The 22,558-nt window shown below is 69.1% G+C and carries 21 protein-coding genes; 8 read left to right on the top strand and 13 right to left on the bottom strand.

What is annotated here, in order from left to right; translation table 11 throughout:
* Nucleotides 1–649: 649 nt before the first annotated feature.
* Nucleotides 650–1,636, bottom strand: coding sequence for a serine hydrolase domain-containing protein (locus ACLJOK_RS00855; RefSeq protein WP_410815506.1), 987 nt, complete (start codon nucleotides 1,634–1,636; stop codon nucleotides 650–652).
* Between the two features lie 324 nt (nucleotides 1,637–1,960).
* On the opposite strand from ACLJOK_RS00855, the gene ACLJOK_RS00860 reads away from it, so the two are divergent.
* Nucleotides 1,961–2,473 (top strand): SUKH-4 family immunity protein, encoded by a 513-nt coding sequence (locus ACLJOK_RS00860; protein ID WP_410815507.1) that lies wholly within the window; start codon nucleotides 1,961–1,963, stop codon nucleotides 2,471–2,473.
* A gap of 95 nt (nucleotides 2,474–2,568) precedes the next feature.
* Here the strand turns inward: ACLJOK_RS00860 and ACLJOK_RS00865 are convergent, their stop codons facing one another.
* Both ACLJOK_RS00865 and ACLJOK_RS00870 read right to left on the bottom strand, forming a co-directional pair.
* On the bottom strand, nucleotides 2,569–3,384 hold the full coding sequence (locus ACLJOK_RS00865) for a hypothetical protein (RefSeq protein ID WP_410815509.1): 816 nt from the start codon (nucleotides 3,382–3,384) through the stop codon (nucleotides 2,569–2,571).
* A 678-nt stretch (nucleotides 3,385–4,062) separates the two neighbouring features.
* Entirely contained in the window at nucleotides 4,063–4,704 is a 642-nt protein-coding gene (locus ACLJOK_RS00870; RefSeq protein WP_410815510.1) for a hypothetical protein, read from the bottom strand.
* A gap of 71 nt (nucleotides 4,705–4,775) precedes the next feature.
* Between ACLJOK_RS00870 and ACLJOK_RS00875 the strand changes: the two genes are divergently transcribed.
* On the top strand, nucleotides 4,776–5,462 hold the full coding sequence (locus tag ACLJOK_RS00875) for a uridylate kinase (RefSeq protein ID WP_410815511.1): 687 nt from the start codon (nucleotides 4,776–4,778) through the stop codon (nucleotides 5,460–5,462).
* A gap of 10 nt (nucleotides 5,463–5,472) precedes the next feature.
* Here ACLJOK_RS00875 and ACLJOK_RS00880 read toward each other — a convergent pair whose 3' ends face one another.
* The 9 genes from ACLJOK_RS00880 to ACLJOK_RS00920 form a co-directional block, all read right to left on the bottom strand.
* Nucleotides 5,473–5,892, bottom strand: coding sequence for a hypothetical protein (locus ACLJOK_RS00880; protein WP_410815512.1), 420 nt, complete (start codon nucleotides 5,890–5,892; stop codon nucleotides 5,473–5,475).
* Nucleotides 5,893–6,065: 173 nt separating this feature from the next.
* Complete coding sequence (locus ACLJOK_RS00885) at nucleotides 6,066–6,401, bottom strand: hypothetical protein (protein ID WP_410815513.1); 336 nt, start codon at nucleotides 6,399–6,401, stop codon at nucleotides 6,066–6,068.
* Nucleotides 6,402–6,443: 42 nt separating this feature from the next.
* On the bottom strand, nucleotides 6,444–7,148 hold the full coding sequence (locus tag ACLJOK_RS00890) for a TMEM175 family protein (RefSeq protein WP_410815514.1): 705 nt from the start codon (nucleotides 7,146–7,148) through the stop codon (nucleotides 6,444–6,446).
* A 158-nt stretch (nucleotides 7,149–7,306) separates the two neighbouring features.
* The gene (locus tag ACLJOK_RS00895; protein ID WP_410815516.1) at nucleotides 7,307–7,951 is read right to left on the bottom strand and encodes a LuxR C-terminal-related transcriptional regulator; all 645 of its coding nucleotides are present in this window, start codon (nucleotides 7,949–7,951) and stop codon (nucleotides 7,307–7,309) included.
* A complete protein-coding gene (locus ACLJOK_RS00900) occupies nucleotides 7,939–9,177 on the bottom strand; it encodes a sensor histidine kinase (protein ID WP_410815517.1) in 1,239 nt (412 codons plus the stop codon). Before ACLJOK_RS00900 ends, ACLJOK_RS00895 begins: the two co-directional genes overlap by 13 nt.
* 401 nt (nucleotides 9,178–9,578) lie before the next feature.
* Nucleotides 9,579–10,526: an alpha/beta fold hydrolase gene (locus tag ACLJOK_RS00905; protein WP_410815518.1), complete on the bottom strand. Its 948-nt coding sequence runs from the start codon at nucleotides 10,524–10,526 to the stop codon at nucleotides 9,579–9,581.
* 108 nt (nucleotides 10,527–10,634) lie between these two features.
* A complete protein-coding gene (locus ACLJOK_RS00910) occupies nucleotides 10,635–11,087 on the bottom strand; it encodes a hypothetical protein (protein WP_410815519.1) in 453 nt (150 codons plus the stop codon).
* A gap of 16 nt (nucleotides 11,088–11,103) precedes the next feature.
* The gene (locus ACLJOK_RS00915) at nucleotides 11,104–11,724 is read right to left on the bottom strand and encodes a dihydrofolate reductase family protein (protein ID WP_410815520.1); all 621 of its coding nucleotides are present in this window, start codon (nucleotides 11,722–11,724) and stop codon (nucleotides 11,104–11,106) included.
* A 5-nt stretch (nucleotides 11,725–11,729) separates the two neighbouring features.
* Nucleotides 11,730–12,656 carry a hypothetical protein gene (locus tag ACLJOK_RS00920; protein WP_410815521.1) on the bottom strand — a complete coding sequence of 309 codons (927 nt, stop codon included), beginning with the start codon at nucleotides 12,654–12,656 and terminating at the stop codon, nucleotides 11,730–11,732.
* Between the two features lie 154 nt (nucleotides 12,657–12,810).
* Here ACLJOK_RS00920 and ACLJOK_RS00925 point away from each other — a divergent pair, with 154 nt between their 5' ends.
* The 5 genes from ACLJOK_RS00925 to ACLJOK_RS00945 all read left to right on the top strand — a co-directional run bounded on the left by ACLJOK_RS00925 (nucleotide 12,811) and on the right by ACLJOK_RS00945 (nucleotide 19,465).
* Nucleotides 12,811–15,582, top strand: coding sequence for a BTAD domain-containing putative transcriptional regulator (locus ACLJOK_RS00925; RefSeq protein ID WP_410815522.1), 2,772 nt, complete (start codon nucleotides 12,811–12,813; stop codon nucleotides 15,580–15,582).
* A gap of 94 nt (nucleotides 15,583–15,676) precedes the next feature.
* Nucleotides 15,677–16,396, top strand: a complete 720-nt coding sequence (locus ACLJOK_RS00930) for a hypothetical protein (RefSeq protein ID WP_410815524.1) — start codon at nucleotides 15,677–15,679, stop codon at nucleotides 16,394–16,396.
* A 43-nt stretch (nucleotides 16,397–16,439) separates the two neighbouring features.
* Complete coding sequence (locus ACLJOK_RS00935; protein WP_410815526.1) at nucleotides 16,440–17,324, top strand: hypothetical protein; 885 nt, start codon at nucleotides 16,440–16,442, stop codon at nucleotides 17,322–17,324.
* A gap of 183 nt (nucleotides 17,325–17,507) precedes the next feature.
* On the top strand, nucleotides 17,508–18,038 hold the full coding sequence (locus ACLJOK_RS00940; protein WP_410815527.1) for a SigE family RNA polymerase sigma factor: 531 nt from the start codon (nucleotides 17,508–17,510) through the stop codon (nucleotides 18,036–18,038).
* Nucleotides 18,035–19,465, top strand: coding sequence for a hypothetical protein (locus ACLJOK_RS00945; RefSeq protein ID WP_410815528.1), 1,431 nt, complete (start codon nucleotides 18,035–18,037; stop codon nucleotides 19,463–19,465). Before ACLJOK_RS00940 ends, ACLJOK_RS00945 begins: the two co-directional genes overlap by 4 nt.
* Nucleotides 19,466–19,562: 97 nt before the next feature.
* Here ACLJOK_RS00945 and ACLJOK_RS00950 read toward each other — a convergent pair whose 3' ends face one another.
* Nucleotides 19,563–20,546, bottom strand: coding sequence for an AraC family transcriptional regulator (locus ACLJOK_RS00950; RefSeq protein ID WP_410815529.1), 984 nt, complete (start codon nucleotides 20,544–20,546; stop codon nucleotides 19,563–19,565).
* 1,010 nt (nucleotides 20,547–21,556) lie between these two features.
* Here ACLJOK_RS00950 and ACLJOK_RS00955 point away from each other — a divergent pair.
* A complete protein-coding gene (locus tag ACLJOK_RS00955) occupies nucleotides 21,557–22,408 on the top strand; it encodes a helix-turn-helix transcriptional regulator (RefSeq protein ID WP_410815530.1) in 852 nt (283 codons plus the stop codon).
* The last annotated feature ends 150 nt before the right edge of the window (nucleotides 22,409–22,558 follow it).

A 22,558-nucleotide genomic window follows, 5' to 3' on the forward strand; every position in this document is an offset into this window, starting at 1 on the left:
ATGCCGGTCGCCGTCCGTGGCAGGGGTAAAGCCCGGTTCGCAGAGCGCTTCGATCGTTGCCCCGCCGTCCCCATAGACCAGGGTGTCGGAGTCCCAAGCTAGTGCCACGTCATCAAGCCCGCGCGGTTGCGGACCATCCAGTCGTAGTTCAGCAGGGCAATTCGCGTCTCTTCGGTCATGCACGCGACCGTAACCACAGAGAACCCACGCTGTCACTGTCTGGTGCCTGTTGGGTTCCTGATCGAGCAACGCAGCGTAGTTGACGCTTACTGGTGGGGTCTTCATAGGTCGGGGCGCCACTGGCTCTCTCGTGGTGCGGCGTGTGGTGCGAAGTGTGGTTCATCGGAGCGAATCCGAGTGGCCAGAGTCATGGCGAGTGCAACCTGAGTTACATGAAGGGGGGACAATCCCCGCCGTGAGTGTCACTCATAATCCCTCGGTCGCGGGTTCGAGTCCCGCCCGCCCCACCAACCGTTTTTCCTGGTCAGCCGCCGATCAACGTCCTGTCATGCCGATGACCGGATGTCGATCGGGTGCCGTGACGCGGGTGTCTTTCCGGCGAACGCAGAAGCTGTCCCACCGCACGCGTGAGATGACGTCCGGCCCAGATGTGCGCCCTGCCGATGGGCTGACCGGCGGGCGCGGTGCCTCAAGCCATCGCGGGAAGGATGACCCGTTCCAGCACCGTGAGCGGGGTCCGCCACTGGTCGGGGTCGTCGTAGTTGCCGGCGGTGACCGCCACGGTGAGGTCCAGGTCGGGCAGGACGAACAGGCGCTGGCCGCCGTTGCCCATGCCGGCCAGCAGCCGATGGCCCTCAATGGATTCGATGTACCACTGGTAGCCGTACTGCGCGCCCCAGTTGGTCTGCAGGCGTGGCTGGAGCATCGTGCGGATCCAGTCGGCGGGGACGATCCGCTGACCGTCCCAGGCGCCCTCGGCCAGCACCAGCTCACCGATCCTGGCCAGGTCGCGGGGCGCGAGTCGCAGCCCGGACGCGGCGGAGGCCACTCCGTCCGCGCCGGTCATCCACTCGAAGCTGTCGATGCCCAGCGGTGCGAACAGGACGGCCTTCCCGTACTGCGGCAGCGACTGCCCGGTGCCCTCGGCGATCAGTCGGCCGAGCAGAGCCGTGGCACCGCCGCAGTAGGTCCATCGGGCGCCGGGTGGCTCGAGGATCGGCCGCTCCAGGATGTACCGGTATCGATCCGGCGCCAGCTCCATCGCGATCTCGGCGTTGGCCGGGCTGTTGTACGGGAGATCTTCACGCCATTCCAAACCCAACGACATTGTCAGTGCGTGCTCGACGGTGAGCCGGGCACGGTGGGGGTCGGCCGCCAGGTCGGGGTACTGCGGGAACCGCTGCAGGAGCGGCTCCGCTGGCGGCGGGACCAGCCCTTCGCCGAGCGCGATGCCGTACAGCAGGACGGTCACGCTCTTGGTGACGGACCGGATGTCGTGGAGGACCCCGGGCCCGAACTCGACGACGCCCAGCGAGTCGCCCCAGGCGAAATCTTCGCCGGCCCTGTAGTACTCCAGCACGGTTTGACCACCGCGAACCGCCGCGACGGCGTGCAGACCGCCGACCTGGCCAGCTTGGAGTATTTGGTCGAGACGGTCACGCAACTGCGTCGTCATGGGCACTCCGAGGGGGCGATGTCGGCCAGCGGAACAGCATGCTTGTTATAGCGGAATTTTCGCTTCTGGATCGACCCGGTGGGGAGGAGGCCCAGCCCGGCCCGCCGCTGCCCGCTGCAGCCATGATTCAGTCGTGAAAGACGGCCACACGCTGGCGCAGAGCCTCGACGTCGACGTCCAGGACGTGCCGGCCCATTTGATGAGATCGCTGTCGACGGTGCGCGGGGTGGTGCCGAGCACGAGCAGCACAACGCTAGAGCAGCAGGCCATCGGGCGTGGACGCACGGAACTACCCTCATTGGCGTGCCCGTTGATGATCTTCTGTTGCCTCCTGCGTTCGAGGCGGTCACGGCCTGGGCCGGTACTGGGCGGGTGGTGCGTGCTACCGAGCTGGACGTGGCGACGTGGCGGCTTCCCGAGCCGCAGAAGGCCGCGCTGGTCTCCTCTGGCGTACCGTTGATCGATGACCTCGTGAGTGCGGTGTCATTCCACGCCGAGCCGACGATGTACCGGTTGGCGAACGCCGATGACCTGGACTGGGTGTACGGTGCCGCGCCGGGGTCCGGTGAGGTGCAGATTTGGTCGTCGGACGGCAGCGCCGGGTTCGTCAACTCAACGATCACCCACTGGCTGTGTTCGCTGCACATGGTTGGTAGCTGGCTGACCAGCTCAACTGTCATCGACCGCTGGGACGAAGATGGACAGGCCGAAGACGAAGCACTCGCGGAGCTCGCCGACCTGCTGGAGCGGATCAAGGCCCTTGACCCGCCCGCGTTCGGGGACGGCGACCATACAACCCACTTTTGGCCCGGGGTGCTCGACCGGTGGCTCTACTGATCGAAGCAGTGCCGGTTGTCGAGGGGCGATGCTGCCGAGCAGCGCCTCACGGAGCTGGTCGAGGTCGCCGCCTGTCCGCTCGATCGCGTCCGTGGTCACGAGGTCGTCGGGGCGCGGCCCCGACGGGCTGCTCCCGGAAGCACGCCGGGCGGGATGATGCCGAACCAGGCTCCGACGGCGACCATCGAGGCGACGACATACGCTACCCACCACCCGAGCAGCGCCCACATTCCCTGGGTGACGGCGCCGGCCAGGCAGGGCAGGACGAGCACGAGAAAAAGGTAGGCCAGACGGCCGTGCGAGAGGCTGTTCGCCTTCGGCAGCCTCCGGGCCTTGCGGAACGGAATGAGTCTGACTCCGTAGGGACGACGGCGCAGCGTGAAACTCGCCGGCCAGAGCCGCCCGTACCCGGCCACGTCGACCACACTGACGCCGGACCCGTGCCGGACCGTGGCCTGACGCGGCCTGGTCAGCTCGCGCAACCACGGTTCCCAGACGACGCGTTGGCGCAGGACACCGCCGTTCCGGCCGCTCACCGTCAGCCACACGGCGTATCCCTTGGGACTGGTGTCGATCCCGCCGGCGGCGCTCACGGCGTCCGCCGCAGCGGTGACCCGCCCCGCACTCGCCGGCTGCGGCGACTGCGCCAGATGCGCGGTCACCATGACGCGCCTCGCGGGAGCACGAGCGGCGCCCCACCACTGCAGAAGGCGGACGAGCCAGGACAGCACCAGGAGGGCTCCCGGAGCCAGCGCCACGAGGATGACGTCCCCCTGCTCGACCCGCGGGTCGGTACCCAGCCGGTACCCCGGCGCGATGAGGGCGGCCAACGCGACGACGCTGCCGATCACGACCATCGGCGCGCGAGCACGCCGATTCGGCAAGGCCGCCGCACTTCCGCTGCTGGCCACCGCGTCGTCCTCCCCGGTTGCCCCTCCGGACGTCGCCCCGACGTTAGCAACGCCGAGCAAGGCCGACATCGCTCGTCCGTTCCAGATTTCACGTCGTACGGCGGTGCGGTGCGGTGCAGTGCGGTCGCGGACGGGCCCTGAGCCGATCGCATCGAGTCCCGCCCGCCCCACCAACCGCACCCCTGTTCAGAAGACGCTAGGTCGAGTCCGAAGATTCGCTACGTCTGCCATCACGTGGCCGATGCCTGATGAGGCCGAACGCGAGAAGCGCGAGCGCCAAACCCGCAAGCGTCCACGTTGTCGCGGGTCCGAACGCGCCGATGAGCCGGCCGAGGTACCCCACTGCGAGTGACACGAAGGAGAGCCCAGCGCAGAGGAACCACATCCCCGCATCGACGGGCCGCATCCACCTCCTTCGGGCAAAAGGCGACATGTGGCCAGTCAGCAGGAGACGAGCACCGTAGCCGGCAAGGACCAAACCGCCGACGCCCAACAGCACTTGGAACGAGGTTCGGGGGTCCATGGATCTGCCTCTACCCGGGGGAGTTGGTTGGCAACCAACGCAAGGCCAGGCCGCCTCGGTAGCAGCGCCCGCGACAGGACGGCTGCCGCCCCTGACCCGGCAGGACGGTGGCATGGTCATGGCACCTGCGAACTGGCGCACCTGTGCGCTGAGTGTCAGCCTGGCCGGCTGACGGACGAGACCCCCGGGTCTGCGGAGTAGCGGCGGGCGACGTCGGCGGCGTCGCCAGCGGTGGCACCGGGATCGAACAGCACCTCCATGCAGGGCGCTTGCGGCCCTTCTGACCCGACGCCCGCAATCACGTGATTCGGGTCGAAGCGGTGGTTCTCGTGCACCAGCTCCTCAGCGGATTGTCCCTCCCGCACGCACACCACGGCCTCGGGCTGACTGCCACCCCAGGCCAGCGCTGGAGCCGACACGCCGATGGTGAGCACCACTGCCGTCCCCACGCCGATTACGGTCATCCGGCCGAGCCCTGGCCGGCTGGGGGGCGAGATCACCGCCACCAGGGCGGACAGTAAGTACACCCAGAGAGCCCGTTTGTCGGACGAGTCATGGAGAGCCAACCCGACGACGCCGGCTCCGACGGTCTGTGCGACCAGGCTGATCGGTCGGAACCCTGGCACGTCGACCATCGCCGCTGGTATTGCCCCGAGTGCACCAAGCAACAGAAGAAGCATGACAAGCCCGTACGCGCTCCATTCACGGCGCGCGTCCAGGACGAGCAACACCAGGGCAGCCACGTGTCCGCAGACGACAAGCGGCGGCCGGAGGTGCGCCAGGATCCGTGCGACCATCGGCAGACCCTACGTGATGAGCGACGTCGATAGAGGCTTGGTCGCGCGGTCCACGTGAGGAGGGGCAGGGCATGGTTCAAGGCACGCGCGACGAGCTGATCGGGCATCTGGCCGAGGCAGTCGGGTCGGTTGCAGTCGCCCACCCGACGCGGGTTGCCGTCGACGGACCGCCCGCCGCCGGCAAGACCACGCTCGCCGACGAGTTGGCCGTCGTCCTGCGCGATCAGGGCCGCGATGTCATCCGCGCCACGATCGACGATTTCCTCTTCCCCCGGGCGCGGCGCTATCCGCGCGGCGAGTACTCGGCCGAAGGCTGCTACTACGACACCCACGACTACGACGCGCTGAACCGGGTTCTGCTCGACCCGCTCGGGCCGGGCGGAGATCGGCGCTTCCAACCCGCTGTCTACGACAGCACCACCGATGCTGTGCTGTCCCCGCCGGTCACGACGGCCCCGGCCGAGGCCGTGCTCGTCTTCGACGGCGTCTTCCTCCTGCGCCCGGAACTGGTTGACCGGTGGGACCTGCGCATCTTCGTGTCGACGGCACTGGAGAAGACAGTGGATCGTGCCGTGATCCGAGAGCGCCGGGTGTCAACTCGGGCCGACGTCGAACGACGCTGGCGCGAGCGATACATCCCCTCGCAGCAGCTCTACTTCGCTACTGCCCACCCGACCCAGCACGCGAACATCGTCGTGCACAACGACGAGCCCCGGCGGCCGATCTGGGGGACCCCACACCCTGACCGCAGCCGGTGAGGAGCCGTGCCTATGGGTGGTCCAGGGGAGGATGGTCCACATGCTCGCCAAACGGCTCGATGGACCCATCCCAGCCGTTCCAACCCTGTTGGGTGAGCTGCCCGTTCGTGTAGGTGTACGACCAGCGGGCGCCGTCCTCGCCCTCGATCTGAACCGTGCCCGAGCGAACGAACGGCGCGACAGCGACGTAGAAGGCCGTCGCCCGGTTCGACCACTTGGGGTCACCCTCATCGTCGTACCCGAACTCGATCCAGTCTCCGTCGCGGACTATTGAGGCCCTGGCCGCCTCCGCCAGGTCGGCAAGCGTGGCGTTCGACAGAGACGCCTCCGGCTCGTACCACTCACCTCGTCCAGCCAGGGCGGCCTGGACAGCGGCGACCGCAGCGGCGTCGTCCGACTCCGGCAGGTTCAGACGGCCTGAAGGACTCACCGTGTATCCCACGGCGCGCACCCTACAACGGTTGGCCACCAATCAGGATGTACTGGGGCGGCTGTCGCGGAGACGGAACTGGCCCGGGAGGTCGCAGCAGCCTTCGGCGTGGAGGTCGAGGGTGGGGGAGTTGAGGGTGGACGGCATGAAGTAGGACGGGTCGAGGTGGTAGGTCAGTCTGGTGCCGGTGCCGCCCGGTGCGTCGAAGTCGTGGCGTGGACCCAGCGGTAGGAGGTCAGGAGGGAGCCGTAGTAGCCGGCGGTCGAGCCGTCCGGGCCGGTCGGCCAGTTGTCGGTTATCGAGAACGCGAGGTCGTCGATGATCTCCGCTGTGACATCGGGTGGGCCGGTGGGTGCGACTTTCGGGCCCGGGTGGAGGGACGCTATGACGACCGCGGTCAGCACGCTGGTTGCCAGGTGCGCATCGGCCCCGAAGTACATGCCTGGCCGGCGGCGGACCGACTCGTCGAATTCCAGGACCGTGATGTTCGCTGCGGTGTACTCACTCACGGGCTTACGGTGCCCGAACCGGCCGGGAAAGAGAAGGTCAGGCTATGCGTCACCGTGACTCTGCTCGCGGGTGCGCTTGATGCTGCCGACCTCGCCTTTGATCGGGAGCCAGTAGAAGGGAATGAACGCGATGACCACTATGAGGCCCACGACCGGATGAAGGGCCCCGAGAGCCGTTCCGACGGCGATCCAGAGTGGCGCGGGGCGGAAGCGTCTGCTGATCGCCCGGGCGGCGTCGTTGTCGGTGGTGGAGGTCAGCAAGCGACGGCCGTGCCTCGCGTACTCCCAGATCACGTTGAAGAGGATGGCCGCCGCCTCGTAGGTGGCCCCGTAGAAGATGAGTGCGGTGCGCTGGCCGTGGCCCGACTCGAACGCGTGGGCCAAGAGGGACGAGGCGAACGGCAGGAACGCGATCACCATCAGCAGCAGGGTGTTGAGCAGGAGCAGCATGCGGTCGGCGGAGCGGATGTGGTCGAACATGACGTGGTGATTCACCCACATCTGCCCGATCAGCAGGAAGGTGATGGCGTACGCCACGTAAGAGGGCCACAGTTCGACGAGGCCGCGGAGCAGGTGCTCGGTGTCCTCCGGCGGCTGGATCTCCAGGACGAGCAGGGTGACGGCGATGGCAATGACCGCGTCGCTGAAGGTGACCGCCCGCTTCGGGTCTCGTTCCGCACCGATCGGAGTGCTGGATCTGGGTGCGCCCGTCGTGGAGGCGTCGTCGGCCGCGCGGAACCAGCGCATGAGCCTCCCCAACGGTTAGAGCCCCCGGCACCCGCACGGCAGCGCCCCGGGTTTCCCGCCGTCGGATGAACCAAACCGGCTATGGAGCCTGCCCGCGACGATCAAGTAGCCGGGCTGTGGCAGCCGCCTCGTCGACCGCGTCGGCAGAGGCCAAGGACTCAGCCTTCCAGGTAGGCGAGTACCGCCAGGATGCGACGGTTGTCGTCCTCGGAGGGCTTGAGACCGAGCTTGGTGAAGATGTTGTTGCTGTGTTTGCTGACGGTCTTCTCGGTGACGAACATCCGGGCGGCGATCGCAGCGTTCGAGCGGCCCTGCGCCATCAGGGTGAGGACCTCATGCTCGCGTGGGCTCAGCTCCAGGAGCTTAGGATCGGTGGAGCGGTGGGTGAGTAGCGCACTCACCACGTCGGGGTCCATAACGGTGCTGCCGGTAGCGACCTGCCGGACACTGGCGACGAACTGGTCGACGTCCGTAACCCGGTCCTTCAACAGGTAGCCCACCGCGCCCGCGCGATCCGACATCAGCTCCCTGGCGTAGATCTGCTCGACATACTGCGAGAGCACCATGATGGGCAGCCCTGGAATCTGCCGGCGGGCCTCGATAGCGGAACGCAACCCCTCGTCGGTGAATGTCGGCGGCAACCGCACGTCGACGATGGCGACGTCGGGGCGGTGCGTCATCAGCGACCGGATCAGCGCAGGGCCGTTGTCAACGGCTTCCACGACCTCGAAGGAATTGGCCCGCAAGATCCTGATCAGGCCCTCGCGCAGCAGGGCGAGGTCCTCGGCTATCACGATACGCACGGCAGCGACATCCTCACCTCGGTAGGTCCGCCCGGCGGGCTGTCAACGGTCAGCGTGCCGTCGAAGGCCGCCAGCCGACGGACGATGCCACGCAGGCCCGTACCGGAATCGATCGAAGCACCCCCACGGCCGTCGTCGGACACCAGCATCGTCAGTTCCCCGGCAGCGCCGCCCCGGTGGGGTGCGAACTCCACGGTGATCCGGATCTGCTGGGCCTGGGCGTGCTTGATGGCGTTCGACAAGGCCTCGGCGACGGCGAAGTAGGCTGCGGACTCGATCGGGGCCGGCAGCCGTCCCGGTAGGCGGGTCACCACAGTGGTCGGGATCGGATTGACCAGGGCCAAGGCATTGAGTGCGCCGTCCAGGCCGCGGTCGGCCAGTACCGGCGGATGGATGCCTCGTACCAGCTCGCGCAGCTCGGTCAGGGCGCTGGAGGTCGACTCGCGGGCCTCGGCCAGCAACTGCTGGACGGCCTGCGGATCCTTGGGCAGTAACTGTTCGGCCAAGCCCAGGCTCATACCCAGCGACACCAGCCGGGCCTGCGCGCCGTCGTGCAGGTCGCGTTCGATTCGGCGCAGTTCACCGGCCTGGGTGTCGACGGTCTCAGCTCGCGAGGTCGCCAACTGTTGGACGCGGGCCCGCAGGCGCGCCTGTTCGGTGGGGCCGAGCAGAGCGCGGATCACCCGGGCGTTGAGGTTCGCGAGGCGCACCGCAGTGACGTACCAGAGCAGAAGGAGAACCGGACCGAGCGGTACCAGCCAGAACGACTGCGCGACGCTGTGCAGCCGGAAGCCCTCCCCCATCGGAGTGCGGAATACCTGGGGAGGCGTCAGCTGATAGATGAGCGGATAGGTCAGGTATAAGACTCCGAAGCCGAAGAACAGCAGCGACAGTCCGCAACTCAACCAAAAGGTGATCGAGTTGACCACCAACCAGATCCAGTCCCGCCACGTCGCCGGGTCGCGCAGGATCGTCCAGAGCCGCACCGGCCACCCGGCGTCCGGCGTCGGCTGATAGGGCCGGGCGGGCACCGGTTCGCCGAGCCGGTCGGCGGCCCACTGGCGATGCAGGTCGGCAAACCAGCGCACCAGTACGGTCGCGAGCAGGGTCAGTGGGATTCCGACGCCAAGGACGGCGATCGATATCGAGGTGATCCACAGTGCGGCCAGCACGGCACCTAGGACCGCGCCCGGCAGCAGCACCAGCGACCAGCCCAGCAGGCTCATCCTCTGGGTCAGCGCGGAGCGCGGAATCGGACCGCTGCGAGCGACGCGACCCGGCCCGGAGCCCTCCCGCGAGGGCGAGGAGCCGCCGGACAGGGCGGTTCGGCTGTTATCGGTCATCTCACTCCATCATTGCGCATCGTGCCGAACCGCCGGGCTGGTGATTCATATCGGCGGCGATCCGCACTGCCCCACGGTCGCTGTCCCCACGTCGCGTGGGATCCAGCGACCATGGTGTCCGTCCGTGGTCCACGGAGGCCCGCATCGCCGATCGACGGCTCGATCGATCGACACCCGCACACACGCTACCCATCGCGTAAGCAGTTCCGGCCCGCTCCCCGAATCTCGACCACCACCTCGCCGTCATCGGGATCCGGTCCTGTCAGCCGTCGGCCCGACGGCCTTTACTTGACGGTGGCGGTCATCTGTTCGATTTCCTTGAGCACCACGGCGGGCTTGTCCTGGGGAACGTCGTGCGAGCTCCCCTCGGCGATGACGAGTGTGCGGTCGGGCCCCGCCTTGGTGAACGCCGCTGCCGCGTCGCGCCAGGCCTGAGCGTCCTGCGGAGATCCATCGAAGGGCGTCTTGTCCGACACGACATAGATGACGGGAACGCCGTCGGGCCAGGAGACCTTGTGGTACGCCTGGTGCGTGGGACCGAAGTTGTCGGCCGTGGCGATGAGCTGGCGGTTCGCCTTCGTCGACGGCGCCTTCTTGAGCTCTTCGATCTGCGGCGTGGTTAGCGCGACGAGGCGTTGGGTCTGGGTGTCGGTGAAGAATTGCGGCACGTTGGCATCGATGAGCACCGCGCCGGAGACAACGCCGGGGTTCGCGAGGACGAAGTAGTGGGCCACCTCTCCTGCCTGCGAGTGGCCCGCGAGGACCACGTTCTGAGTGACGCCGAGTTCACGCAGACCGGCCTGCAGGTCGGAGGCGGCGGCCTTGGGGTCCCATGGGCCCTTCACCTCCTCGCTGGCGCCCAGACCCGCCCGGTCGTAGGTGATGATCTGCGATCCGGTGGCCTGCGACAGTTGCGGCACCAGGGCATCCCAGTACGAGGAGTCCTCGCCACCGCCGGCGTCCAGCACGATGGTGGGAGAACTTCCGGGCATGACGTGGAAGGCAAGCTGATGCCCCTTGTTGGCGATCATATGCAAGCCCGCTGCGGGGGCCGCACTTGCCGGGCCGGCCGCGCTTGTCGAGGTCGAGGGAACCGCGGCTACCGAACTGGCCGCGGGCGCGGCCTTCGGCGCCGCCGAGTCATCACACCCGGCGACTGCCGCTATCACGGCGACGGGAAGGACGAGGGCCAGGGCGGCCCGATGGAACCGGGAGATCTTCTGCGTGGTCATGGAAATGAGCTTCCACGGTTTCCGGATCTTGCTCGATCCTGCTACCTCCCAGTCGGGTTGGGAGTTACCCCTACCCTCGCCAGGGGCAAATCAGAACCTGTCACCGTCTCAGCCGATGTTGAGCAGCAACACCTGGTCGTCGCGAAGGTCGGAGACGGTGTCACGCAGCAGCCTCAACGTGTCCAGACCGGCCAAGCCGCTCTCCTCGAAAACCACCCCCATCTCCTCGAAGTGGGCGGCCAACTCCTCCTCGCGGTGCGCGCCGGGATCGAGCTGTTCCGACAACCCTGGGGCTGGAGTGATGAGCGTGGTCAGGCCGTACGCGCTGTTGATGGCCTCCGACTCGGCATTGAACTCCGACGGCTCCAGGTCGATGCCGCGCTCCTCCAGATAGGTCAGGACGTACAGCATGCAGTAGCCGGACCAGTCGTACTCCTGCCGCGTCTTGCTCCCGTGTTCCGCCAGGTACGTGCGGAACGACGACGGCGATGTGCGGGCCAGGCGGGCCAGTTCGGTGATGCTGTCCCTGGGGACCACTGTCAGTGACGCGATGGCAGACAACGGATCCTCCGTCGGTTCAGGAGAGCACGCGGTAGGTCACGTGCAGGACCGTGCCTGCCGCTCGCGCCGTCGCCTGTTCGAGGGTCAGCGGCGGGACACCATCGAACAGCCGCACGCCGGCGCCGAGGGTGACCGGCACGATGTGCAGCCGCAGCTCGTCGACCAGACCCGCGGCGAGGTACTGGTTGATGGTGGTCGCGCCGCCGTGGATCAGGATGTCGCCGCCGCCGGCCGCCGTGCGAGCCTGTGCGAGCGCCGACTCGATCCCGTCGGTCACGAAGTGGAAGGTGGTGTCGCCCGCCATCGGCTGCGGCTCGCGCGCGTGATGGGTGAGCACGAAAACCGCCTTGTGAAACGGTGGGTCGTCACCCCACCAGCCGTTCCACTGCCGATCCCACTCGCCACGCACCGGGCCGAACATGTTGCGGCCCATGATGACCGCTGAGGCCGCGTTGCTCAGGTCGAGCTCGGCCTGGTTCTCCTCAGCGTCGTCGAACATCCAGGCGTGCAGCCTCCGGCCCCAGCCGTCACCACCGTCGTCACCGAACGGGCGATCCTCGGTCTGGTTGAGCCCGGCCGAGTACCCGTCGGCGGAGATGGTCTGGTCGGCGATCACCTTGCCGCTACGTGTGGTCACTGCGCTCACCTATCCGGGGGGGACGGGGACGGTTGGACGTTCCGGTCTTCGACTGTCGGCCACGGCACGATGGGGTCGCCGGCGGCCGGATAATCGGGCTGCGCTCGAAGGAACATGAGGATCAGGGCGGCCATCATCACCAAGGGGGTCAGGCCGCAGGCGACAGTCACCACCACCGCCGTGACCCGAGAGCTGGGGTCTCTCCCGCTCTGCCACCTCGGGAACGCGTACACACCCAGCAGTAGGAGGACGAGCCACAGTGGCACCAGCACGGGGGCGAGGGCGGGCCAGGCGGACCACACCGGCTCGGTGACTCTGCCCCGGCCCAGGGCCGCCCAGGTGAGGGCGGCGCCCGGGAGGAGGCCAGCCGTCACCAGGGTGCCGACCAGCAGGGGTACGGGTCGACGTCGCCGTGCCACCCACCCGAACAGCGCCGCGCCGGCTGCGGCGCCGACGACGGTGCCAGCGACAGTGCTGGCGAGGAACTTGCCGGGCGCGGCCGGTGCGATGGTCAGCTCAGTCCCGCTCGCCGAGTAGTCGAGCGTGACCGTCAGTCCGTCGCGCTCAGCCCGCCAGCCGTCGCACAGGTAGCCAGGGACGCGGCGGAGGCCCTGCCACCCCTGCGACACGGCGTTGCGTCGCACCTGCTCGGAGAGCCCGCAGTCGTCACCATCGTCGTACCAGAAGAACGCCTGGCCCGAGCCCAGGTCGTCGGCAGCGAGACGGACGCCCCACCGGGAGCCCTGCACGACTCGACCCGAGTTGACCGGCACCGCACCAGGAAGCAACTGCGCTGCCATTGTCCGCGCCTGGTCGTCGGTGGGCGGCGTGACGCCGCGGCCGCCGTACCAGGCACCGAGGCTCAGGCCGACCGTACCCAGCATCACCGCACCGAGCAGCGCCATCGCGACGCGCCGCAGCCGATGGCTCATCGGCGCACCTCCCTGCCGTAGTGCGCCAGAGGTTAGCTCCCGAGGCCCTCCTGTGCTGCCCTGCGGGTGTCGCCGCGGGGGCGACGTGGATCGTGTCCATTACGCGACGAATAGATCGAGTTTGCTGGGCGGGGGACGTTAGTTTGATTCGGTGATGTCAATCGCTGGTACGGGCGTGCGCGTCAGGCTGCTCGGGCCGGTGGAGGTGGTCGTCGCCGGCAGTCCGCAGGCGGTGAACGGCGTGCGCCGCAAGGCGGTACTGGCGACGTTGGCGCTGCACGCGGGCCGGGTGGTCAGCGTCGACCGGCTCATCGACGTGGTCTGGGGCGACCAGCTACCGGCCACCGCGGCGAACACGTTGCAGCGTCACGTCTCCTACCTGCGCGGGGTGCTCGGCGAGCCCGGGTCGATCGTGGCGCGCCAGCCCGGTTACCTGCTCGACACCGGGCCGGATTCCACTGACGTCCAGGCCGCCGAGCGCCTCATCGACCTGGCCCGGCGCTCGTCGGACCGCAACGAACGGGTGAAGCATCTGACGGCCGCGGTGGCACTGTGGCGGGGCCCACCGCTGGCCGACGTGGCAGGGTCGGCCTGGCTCGAGGAGCAGGCGGAACACCTGGCACGCCTGCGGTTGGAGGCCGAACGATCGCTCGCCGAGGCCCGGTTGTCCGTCGGTGAGCATGCTGAGCTGGTCCCCGGGTTGGAACGGCTCGTCCGACAGCACCCCTTCGACGAGCACCTGCACGCGCAGCTGATGCTCGCCCTGTACCGCGACGGCCGACAGGGCGAGGCAGTGGCGACGTACCGGCGGCTGCGCGACAACCTGCGGGAGAACCTCGGACTCGACCCGGGTCCGCGGCTACGGGACCTGGAGTGCGCGATCCTGCGTCAGGACACCTCGATCGCCGCACCGGCCGTGGCGGCACCAACGCGGGTCGCGGCGCAACTGCCTCCCCCCGTACCGACGTTCACCGGACGCGACGCGGAGCTGGCGGTCCTCGACGCGCTGGTCGACCGGGGCGGCACCGTCGTGGTGTCCGGGACCGCCGGCGTCGGCAAGACCGCGCTCGCCGTGCACTGGGCGCACCGCGCGGCCGAGCGCTTCCCCGACGGGCAGCTCTACGTCAACCTGCGCGGCTTCGACCCGGCGGCCACCCCGACCGAACCGGCGCGTGCGCTGCACGGCTTCCTGGAGGCGCTCGGCGTTCCGGTGGCCCGGATGCCCCGAGACCCGGACACGATGGCGAGCTTGTACCGCACGACGGTGGCGGGCAAACGACTGCTGGTGGTGCTGGACAACGCGCGCGACGCGGAACAGGTCCGGCCGCTGCTGCCCGGCTCACCGGACTGCCTCGCCATCGTCACCAGCCGCGACCAGCTCATCCCGCTGGTCGTCACCGAAAGCGCCCAGCCGGTGCCCCTCGATCTGCTGAGCCCCGGCGAAGCCCGCGACATGCTGGTCCGCCGGCTCGGGGAGCGCCAGGTCGCCGCCGAACCCGCCGCGGCCGACACCATCGCCGACCGGTGCGCGCGGCTGCCCATCGCCCTGGCCATAGTGGCCGCCAGAGCCGCCACCAACCGGCACTTCTCGTTGGCCGCCGTCGCCGGCGAACTGGGCGACCTGGACGCCTTCCGCGCAGGCGACGAGGCCACCGACGTACGGGCGGTCTTCTCCTGGTCGTGCCGGACGCTCAGCCCACCCGCGGCGCGGCTGTTCCGCCTGCTGAGCCTGCATCCCGGCCCGGACGTCTCCGCCCCGGCCGTGGCCAGCCTGGCCGGCATCGACGGTCAGGCGACCGGCCCTCTGCTCACCGAGTTGACCCGGGCGAATCTCTTCACCGAGCACACCTACGGGCGCTACGCGTTCCACGACCTGCTGCGCGCGTACGCCGCCAGCCTCGCCGACGAGGCTGAGCCGCCGGCCGAGCGTCGGGACGCCGTGCACCGGCTGCTCGACCACTGCCTGCACACCGCCCACGCCGCCGACCTGGCACTGCACCCGCACTTCAGCGCGATCAGCCTCCCACCACCCCCGGCGGGCGTGACGCCGGAGCGCCCCAGGAGCCGGTCGGCCGCCGCGGCGTGGTTCACCACCGAGGTCCCCGTCCTGCTCGCCGCGGTACCGCTCGCGGCGCGGTCCGGGTTCGAGGGACACGCCTGGCGGCTCGCCTGGGCCATGGCCGGCTTCCTGCACCGGCAGGGTCACTGGCAGGACTGGCTCGGCACGCAACAAATCGCCTTGGCCGCCGCCTCCCGCATCGGGGATCAGACGGGGCAGGGCCACGCGCACCGCAGCCTCGGTCTCGCCTGCTCCCGGCTCCGACGGTACGACGAGGCCGACGACCACCTGCGGCGCGCACTCGACCTGTTCACCGACGTCGGCGACGACGCCGGCCGGGCGCACACCTACCTCAACCTTGGCCAACTGGCGGAGCGGCAGGGACAGCACCAGCAGGCGCTGCGCCATTCCCGGCAGGCGCTGGCCCTGTTCCGGGGGACCGGAAACCGGGCCGGGCAGGGGTACACCCTCAACGCGGTCGGTTGGCAGGAAGCGCTGCTCGGCAACTACCACCACGCCCTTGAATCGTGCGGCGAGGCGCTGCGGATGTTGCAGGAGGTGGACGACGTCCAGGGGCAGGCCGACACCTGGGACAGCCTCGGCCACGCCCACCACCAGCTCGGCGACGACCGGCGGGCGATCGCCTGCTACGAGCATGCCCTCGACCTCTTCACGCAGGTCAACGACCGGTACGCCGAAGCCGGCACGTACGTCAATCTCGGCGGTAGCCACCGGGCGCTCGGCGACCTCGGCGCCACCCGCGCCGCGTGGCGCCGAGCCCTGACCATCCTCGACGAGCTCGGCGATGCCGACGCCGACTCGATCCGTGCCGACCTCGACCAGCTCGACGCCACGCGGCTGCACTGACGTACCCCGCTTTCTGCGCCGTTTCCGGGCCGCTTCAGCGCGCCCCGCCACTCTTCGGACACCAGTTTCTTCCGCATCAGGAATGGAGCGTTCGATGAGTCGTTTGGCACACCGCCTCGCGGTGATCGGGGTGGTCAGCGGGACGGTGCTGGCCATGTCCTCCGCCGCCGTGGCCCAGACCGAGAAGCCGCCGCAGAAGGGCGCCGACTGCGTGGTCCAGCACGTCGACGAGCGCGGAAAGATCCTCCGCACCGAGACCGCGCCCGAGGGCCGGGAGTACAGCCCGTTCCGCTGCATCGCCGGGAAGTGGACGTTCGCCTGGGCGCCGTTCGGCGCGGACGACATGATCACGGCCGACGAGATCCAGATCGAGCCGTCGGGTGCCGTGTCGGTCCGACGGTTCGCCGGCCCCGCCCTCGGCAACGACCTCACGGTGGGCGAGATCGCCGGCATCGCCCAAGCCGTCAGCGGCAGCCGAGAGGTGCTGGTCGACCGCGCGATCGTGGCTGTCGACGACGGCAAGGAGCGGACCCCGGAGCAGGTCGCGGCGCTGTTGGCCGGCAAGGACGACACCGGGGTACGGGTGCTGGACATCATCGAGAAGCCGAATGCCGCCATGTCGACGAAGGACGTTATCGACGAGGCCGGCGGTACACCCGAGTCGACAGTCGTCTACTTCAGCATCTGGGGCGCGATCAAGTCGGTGTTCGCCTGGATCGTGGACACGATCGGCGATATCGGCGAGTGGATCGACGACCACTGCGACGTGGGGTCCCCGAACGACTTCGGCGACATCGTCACGTGCCGCTGGTAGCCCGTCCCACTCCGCCGACACCGATCACCGAGATGAGGACAGGATGACAACTCTGCGGGACATCGCCAGGCGCGCCACCATCGTCACGACCGCCCTGATCGTCGGGCTGACCGCTTCGTACGCTCCGTCGCAGGCCGCCGATGGTGAGGCCCGGACGACGATCACCGACCACCCCGGCGCCCCAGGCACGATGCTTCAACAGTTCGAGGACCTGACCGGCCGACCCGTCGGCGACCTGGACAAGGTGCTGGCCGTCGACACCGGTGGGCGGACCCTCACCGGCGACCAACTCGCAGCGCTCGCCGCCGGTAAGGAGGTCGACGGCGTCAAGGTCGTCGGCACGATCCCGGGAAGTCGGGACGTCCTCGGCACCACAATGGCCGACCTCGCCGACGGCGCGTACGACGGCAGCGGCGACAGCGGGACAGCGACGTCCCTGCTCTTCTCCTCCTCCACCCCCGACGGCCGGGAGTGGTGCCTGACCATGTGCGTCGCCTCGGGCAAGACCATCTGGCAGTGCCTGTTGTCGCGGCGGACGGGCGATCTGATCCTCACCCTCGACCTTGATGGCGGCACCACTGTCGGCGGAACGAAGGCCGCCTTCGAGAAGGCCAATGGCGTAGCCGTCGACGGCCCGTACACGGTGGACACGTTGATCGGCGACCGCGAGCCCTCGGCGGACGAGATCAAGACGCTCCTCGACGGCAAAGACATCGAGTCAATGCGCCGGGTGGCGACAGTGGACGGGCCGGACCCCGGGTGGGCACTGGCCGACATCGCCGAGAAGTCCGGCGTTGTGTACGCGAAGAACAAGGGCCACCTCTTCACCCTCAACCTGCCCATCCTCGGCAAGATCCTCATATGGTGCGACTCGAAGGATGGCGGGAAGACCTGGAAGTGCTCGGCCTATAAATGGGGCGGGTTCTGACGAGTAGCCCGTCGACGGTCCCGCTCCGCCTCGACCCCCCGGTCGATGCGGAGCGGGATTCCACGCCTGCGGCCATGAGTACGACGCCCGGCGCGCCATCCTCCACTCAACCTCGGAGGCCGCCGGTGGCGTCTCACTCTGCGTCCGCAGTTAGACGCGAGGTGGACGCGACCTGGAGGTGGCGTGAGTCGGGACAAGGACGACGAAGAGTTTCGGCTGTTCGTCCAACGACAGTGGGGTTCGCTGCTCCGAACGGCCTACCTGCTGACCGGCGACCGGGGGACAGCCGAGGACCTGACGCAGTCGGCGTTGGAGAAGACCCATCGGCGCTGGGGTCGGGTGCTGCGCAGGGACGCGCCGGAGGTCTACGTACGCCGGGCGATGGTCAACACGGCGATCTCCTGGCGGCGTCGGCGGCGGCCGTTGGAGGTGCCGCTGCTGACCGGCGACAGCCAGCCGACGCATGACGCGTACGTGCAGGTGGAGCAGCGGCAACTACTCCTCGCCGCGTTGCGGCGACTACCGCCCAGGACACAGGCGGTGCTGGTGCTGCGCTACTTCGAGGATCTCAGCGAGGCGGACACCGCAAAGGTTCTCGGCTGCTCCGTCGGCGCGGTAAAGAGCCAGGCGTCGCGCGGGTTGGCCCGGCTGCGGAACGACTTCGCCCCACCCGCCGCTCAGTCCCCGGTACGGCTCGAGGAGGAACTGGCATGACCGGAAGCTTCGCCAATTCGACGCTCAGTCCGGCGCTGCGGCAGGCCGCGCACGGCGTCGACGTACCCGAGGACCCCTGGCCCGGGTTCGCCCGCCGTGAGCGACGGCACCAGCGGACGCGGCTGGTCCGCACCGCGTTGGCCGCCGCGGTCGGGGTCGCGCTCGTCGGGGTCCAGACCAACGTGGTGCCGCTGCCCGGATGGGCACCGGGCATCGCGGTCGCCGCCACTCCGACGGCACTGCTCGACGCACCACCGCGGGGAGCGCTGGCCGGGGACCGGGCCTGGCTGGACACGCTCCGGACGCGGATCAGCGCCGATCCGCCGGTGCGAATCGACGCCCCGGTGGGTGCCTGGAAGGTCGGCGACCGAGACCGGATCCGGCTGATCTACGGCGGTGACCAGCCGGGCCACCGGGTCGCGCTGGTCGCGGTGCCGCTGCGGTTCGGCCTGCTGACCAGGGAGGCACTGGTCTGGTACGTGGGTCCGGCCGGAGCCGGTGCCCAGCAGATGCGCTACGGCGGTCACAGTGAGGGTGACGACGACCCGGTGATGACGCTGATGCAGGCCTACCCCGACCGGGCCGGATTCGCGGTCGCCGTGGGTCCGCCCGAATCCACAGTGACGATCAGTGGTGACCCTCGATACACGTCGAGGGGGACTGTGGAGTACCAGGACATCGCCAGGGCGGACGGGGGCGGAGTCGGGTTCGCCGTGCTGCCTCCCGAACCGCTTCCGCACGAACCCGTCGTCCGGGTCAGCCGCGGCGAGCGGGTGTTCTTCCAGGGCGGTCTGGGTGGCGGCCCGTACGTCGGGCTCGACCCGGCCGGGCCGGAGATCGACGCCCTGCTCAGCGGCGCTCGCCGGCCCGCCCGAGGTACGCCGCTCGACGACGCCAACCTCCGAAACTTCGTCCATACGGCACTCCAGGACAGCCACCTCCCGGCCGTCGGCACGACGGTACGGGTGCGGTGGTCGGGCAGCGAGCACGGCCAGGCCGCCGCGCTGCTCACCGTGCAGCCGGCCGGCGGTGGAGTGATCGCGTACGCCATGCACGGCGACGATCGGACCGGCTGGTGGACCGACCTGCGGCTGCTGATGCCTGCCGAGGGCGCCGACAAGCGACCGATCGGCTGGCGGGTCCGGACCGAGGACGGCGCCCGGCCCCCCACGGGCGAGGTGCGGGTGATCGCCCCGCCGGACGCGGCCCGCGTCACGGTGACCGTCGGAGGCGCACCCCCGGCCGCTGTCGCCCTCGACGCGTCGAACGCCGGCACCACCCGGGTGCCAGCGGACCAGCCGGCCACTCTCACCGCGTACTCCAGAAACGGTGGTGTCCTCGGGACCACCCCGCTGCCGCCGGTGGAAACGGACCACGAGGCGGGGGGTCTACCGGGCGACAGCCCGGCCACCCGGGTGACACCCTGACGCTCCGAGAAGCGGGCCTAGCCGTCCGAGGGCGGTTCAGCCGCGCCGTGGTGGCCAGTCGGGCCGTGGTGGCCAGGCGGGCCGGGCCCGGGCCGGATCAGGTGTGCAGGGTGTCAGTGGGGGAGCGGCCGTACACAGCCCGATAGTCGGCCGCGAAGCGTGCAGTGTGGAGGTAGCCCCAGCGGCGCGCTATCGCGGCCACGGTGTCCCCTCGGGTCGGGTCGGCCCCGAGTAGGTCCTGGTGAGCCCGGTCCAGCCGCGTCCGTCGAAGGTACGCCATCGGAGTGGTGCTCAGATGCCGGCGGAACGCCGTCTGCAGGGCGCGGGGTGTGACGCGGGCGGCGTCGGCGATCTGGGTGGCGGTGATCGCTTCACCGGCATGTGCCTCGATGAACGACATGGCGCGCCGCACCGAGCCGATTGGCAATGAGTTGGCCTCCACCCGGTAGGACAGTGTCATCGCGGTGTTCGGAAAGGCGGCGAGCGCGGCAGAGGCGGCCAGGTCTGTGGCGGCCCGGATCACCAGCGGGTTTTGTAGCGGCTCCGCAGGCCCGGTGAACAGGCGAAAAAGATGAGCCGCGGTGTGGTGCCAGAACTGACCCATCTCGGTCGAGACGGGCATCATCGCCTCGAATCGAAAGTCGTCGGGGTCGATTCCCGTCCGCTCGGTGGCCGCCTCGGTCACCACGCGCAAGTCCAGGTTGATGCTGTAGAGATCGAAGTGCTGGCCGACGTTGACAAGCGGCCGGCCGGGCTGTTGCAGGAGCACCTGGCCGGGGCCTGACCGCGCCTCCTCCCGGCCATCCCGTACCTCGGCCCGCCCGGTCGTCATCGCGACGATGAGCAGGTCAGCCAGGGGCTCAAGATGCATCTCGATGTCCATGGCGCACTGCACCCGGGTCGCCAGGATCGGCCCGACGGCGGCCATCTCCTCCCGGTAGGTGAACTGGTCGGCGACGCTGCGCGACCACAGCTCGAGCCCCGCGCATCGCTGGCGGATGACGTCGTGTGCCTGGGAGACCTCGTGGGTGGCGTACCTGTGCCGAGTGACTGGAGTACCTGTCCCGGCGTTTCGTTGCAATCTGTCTCCCTAGTTGGCCGGCCGACTGCGTCCGCCAAATGCGTCTGCTCGGCCGACCTGCGGTCGGCCGAGCAGATAAGACGTGAGAAGGCTGCTACCAGTGACAACGAGACGAAGCCTCGGCCGACACGATCAGGCACTGTCGTGTGCTGGCATGGCCAACACGCGGTCGCAGCGTCTCCGGTCCTCGCTGAGGTGAGAGGCGAGGACGCAGGTCAAACCCGGCCGACGGTCCAGCGCGGCCCAGAGCCGGGCTCGGAGTATCGCCGGCCGGCGCGGTGGTCGCGACCCGGTATCGGGGCGCCGGACGACGCTACCGCCGCCTCGAAGCTCCTCATGTGTACCTCCCCGGATCGTGGCCGACGGGAGCCTGCGAACCGCAGCTCCGACGGACGCGGGACCGGCCGACCGGGGTCGCAACGTCGCGGACCCCGATCGGCTGGCCGAATGGGCCGGGCCAGGGTGAGTGGCTCGGACAGGCAGAGGCTAGAGCGGGTGGATGGAGTCGGCCGTGTGTGCCAGGGAGTCAAGAACCCGACAAACTTGCGAGGAGAAACGCGTTACCACAACGTCATATTCATCCCGCCCGACCGTAAGACCGCCTCGGTACAGGCCGGGGGCGCGATATGGACGATCTCGATTGTGACCTGGTAGAGAACCATCACGCGACCTGCGGTTCGCGAAACGTCCAGCCTTGTACGCGAAGCGGATCGGCTCGCGAACTCGGCGTGTCGCGTCGACGTGGATATCGCTGCCGTCGTCCTGATGTCGCCGTCAGGCCGTTGCGTACCGCTGGGTATCACGTTCAATCAGTTCGGGTCGGATTAGCGGCCCGACGGAGGTGACGGCCTATGCCGTGGACGGGGAACCATGACGGGCAGGAGCCTGTAACCCGAGATGTCGTCGAGACTGACGACCCAGAACGAGCGCACTATTTGATCGCGCAAAGGTTCGGAGAACACCGAGTTCGGATTTCCGGGCCGCCTGCCCGGTTCCGCTACCGGCAAGCCGTGTTGCGGGCCGACGAGCTGGAGATCGGCGAGAGTCGCTACACCATGCGATGCCGCAGCGAATCGCTGCCCTATACCGATCTGGCCGTGACGAGTGTGACGCACGGCCGGTACGCGGTGCGCACCAACGATGAGGAACTGCGCCTCGGCCCCGGCACGACCGGCCGCTACCCGGAGGTGGGCGCAGTCCACCTCATCGACGACCTGGCGTCCGTCTTCGTTCGGCTGCCGATGCAGCGGGTCGCGGCGACCGCCTCCGTTCGAACCGGCCTGCCCGCCGCGAATTTCCACTTCACCACGATCACGCCGCTCTCCCCGGCGATGGCCCTGCTCTGGCAGTCGATGACGGCGTTCGTCCGGCGACAACTCGCGGTCAACGCGGTGGTTGCCAGTCCACTGGCCCGGGCGGGCCTGGTGGACCTGGTGGCGACCACCGCCATCGCGGTGTTCCCGAACACCACCATGACCATCAACTACCTGCCCAGACAGGCCGGCGTGGGCCGCGCGATCGTGCGCCGGGCCGCCGAGTTCATCGAGGCGCATGCCGCGGTCCCGTTGACCGTGGGCCGAATAGCCGAGGCCTGCGAGGTCAGCCAACGCGCGTTACAGGTCGCGTTCCAGCGTTACCACGGCCAGAGTCCGATGGCGTTCCTGCGTGCCGTCCGATTACGCCAGGCGCACTGGGACCTGCAACACGCCAAGCCCGGGCAGACCGTGGCCGAGACGGCCCGACGCTGGGGCTGGACCCACCCCGGGCGGTTCGCCCAGGCGTACCGCGAGACGTACGGCTGCCATCCCTATGACACCCTGCGGGCAACGGGAGTGTCGCCAGCGACGGAGCAGGACCGCTGATCATCGCTGTCCGGCACCGTCTGACGCCGCAACTGCGCGAGTTGGGCGGGCACATCGGTTACGGCGTTCGTCGCTCCTGGGTACCGACCGGGTGACGCATCGCCACGACGTAGGCCTCTAGGATCGACAGCCTTGACGGCGAAGACGGCC

This window comes from Micromonospora sp. 050-3 (assembly GCF_046549335.1).
GTDB classification, from domain to species: Bacteria; Actinomycetota; Actinomycetes; order Mycobacteriales; family Micromonosporaceae; genus Micromonospora; species Micromonospora trifolii.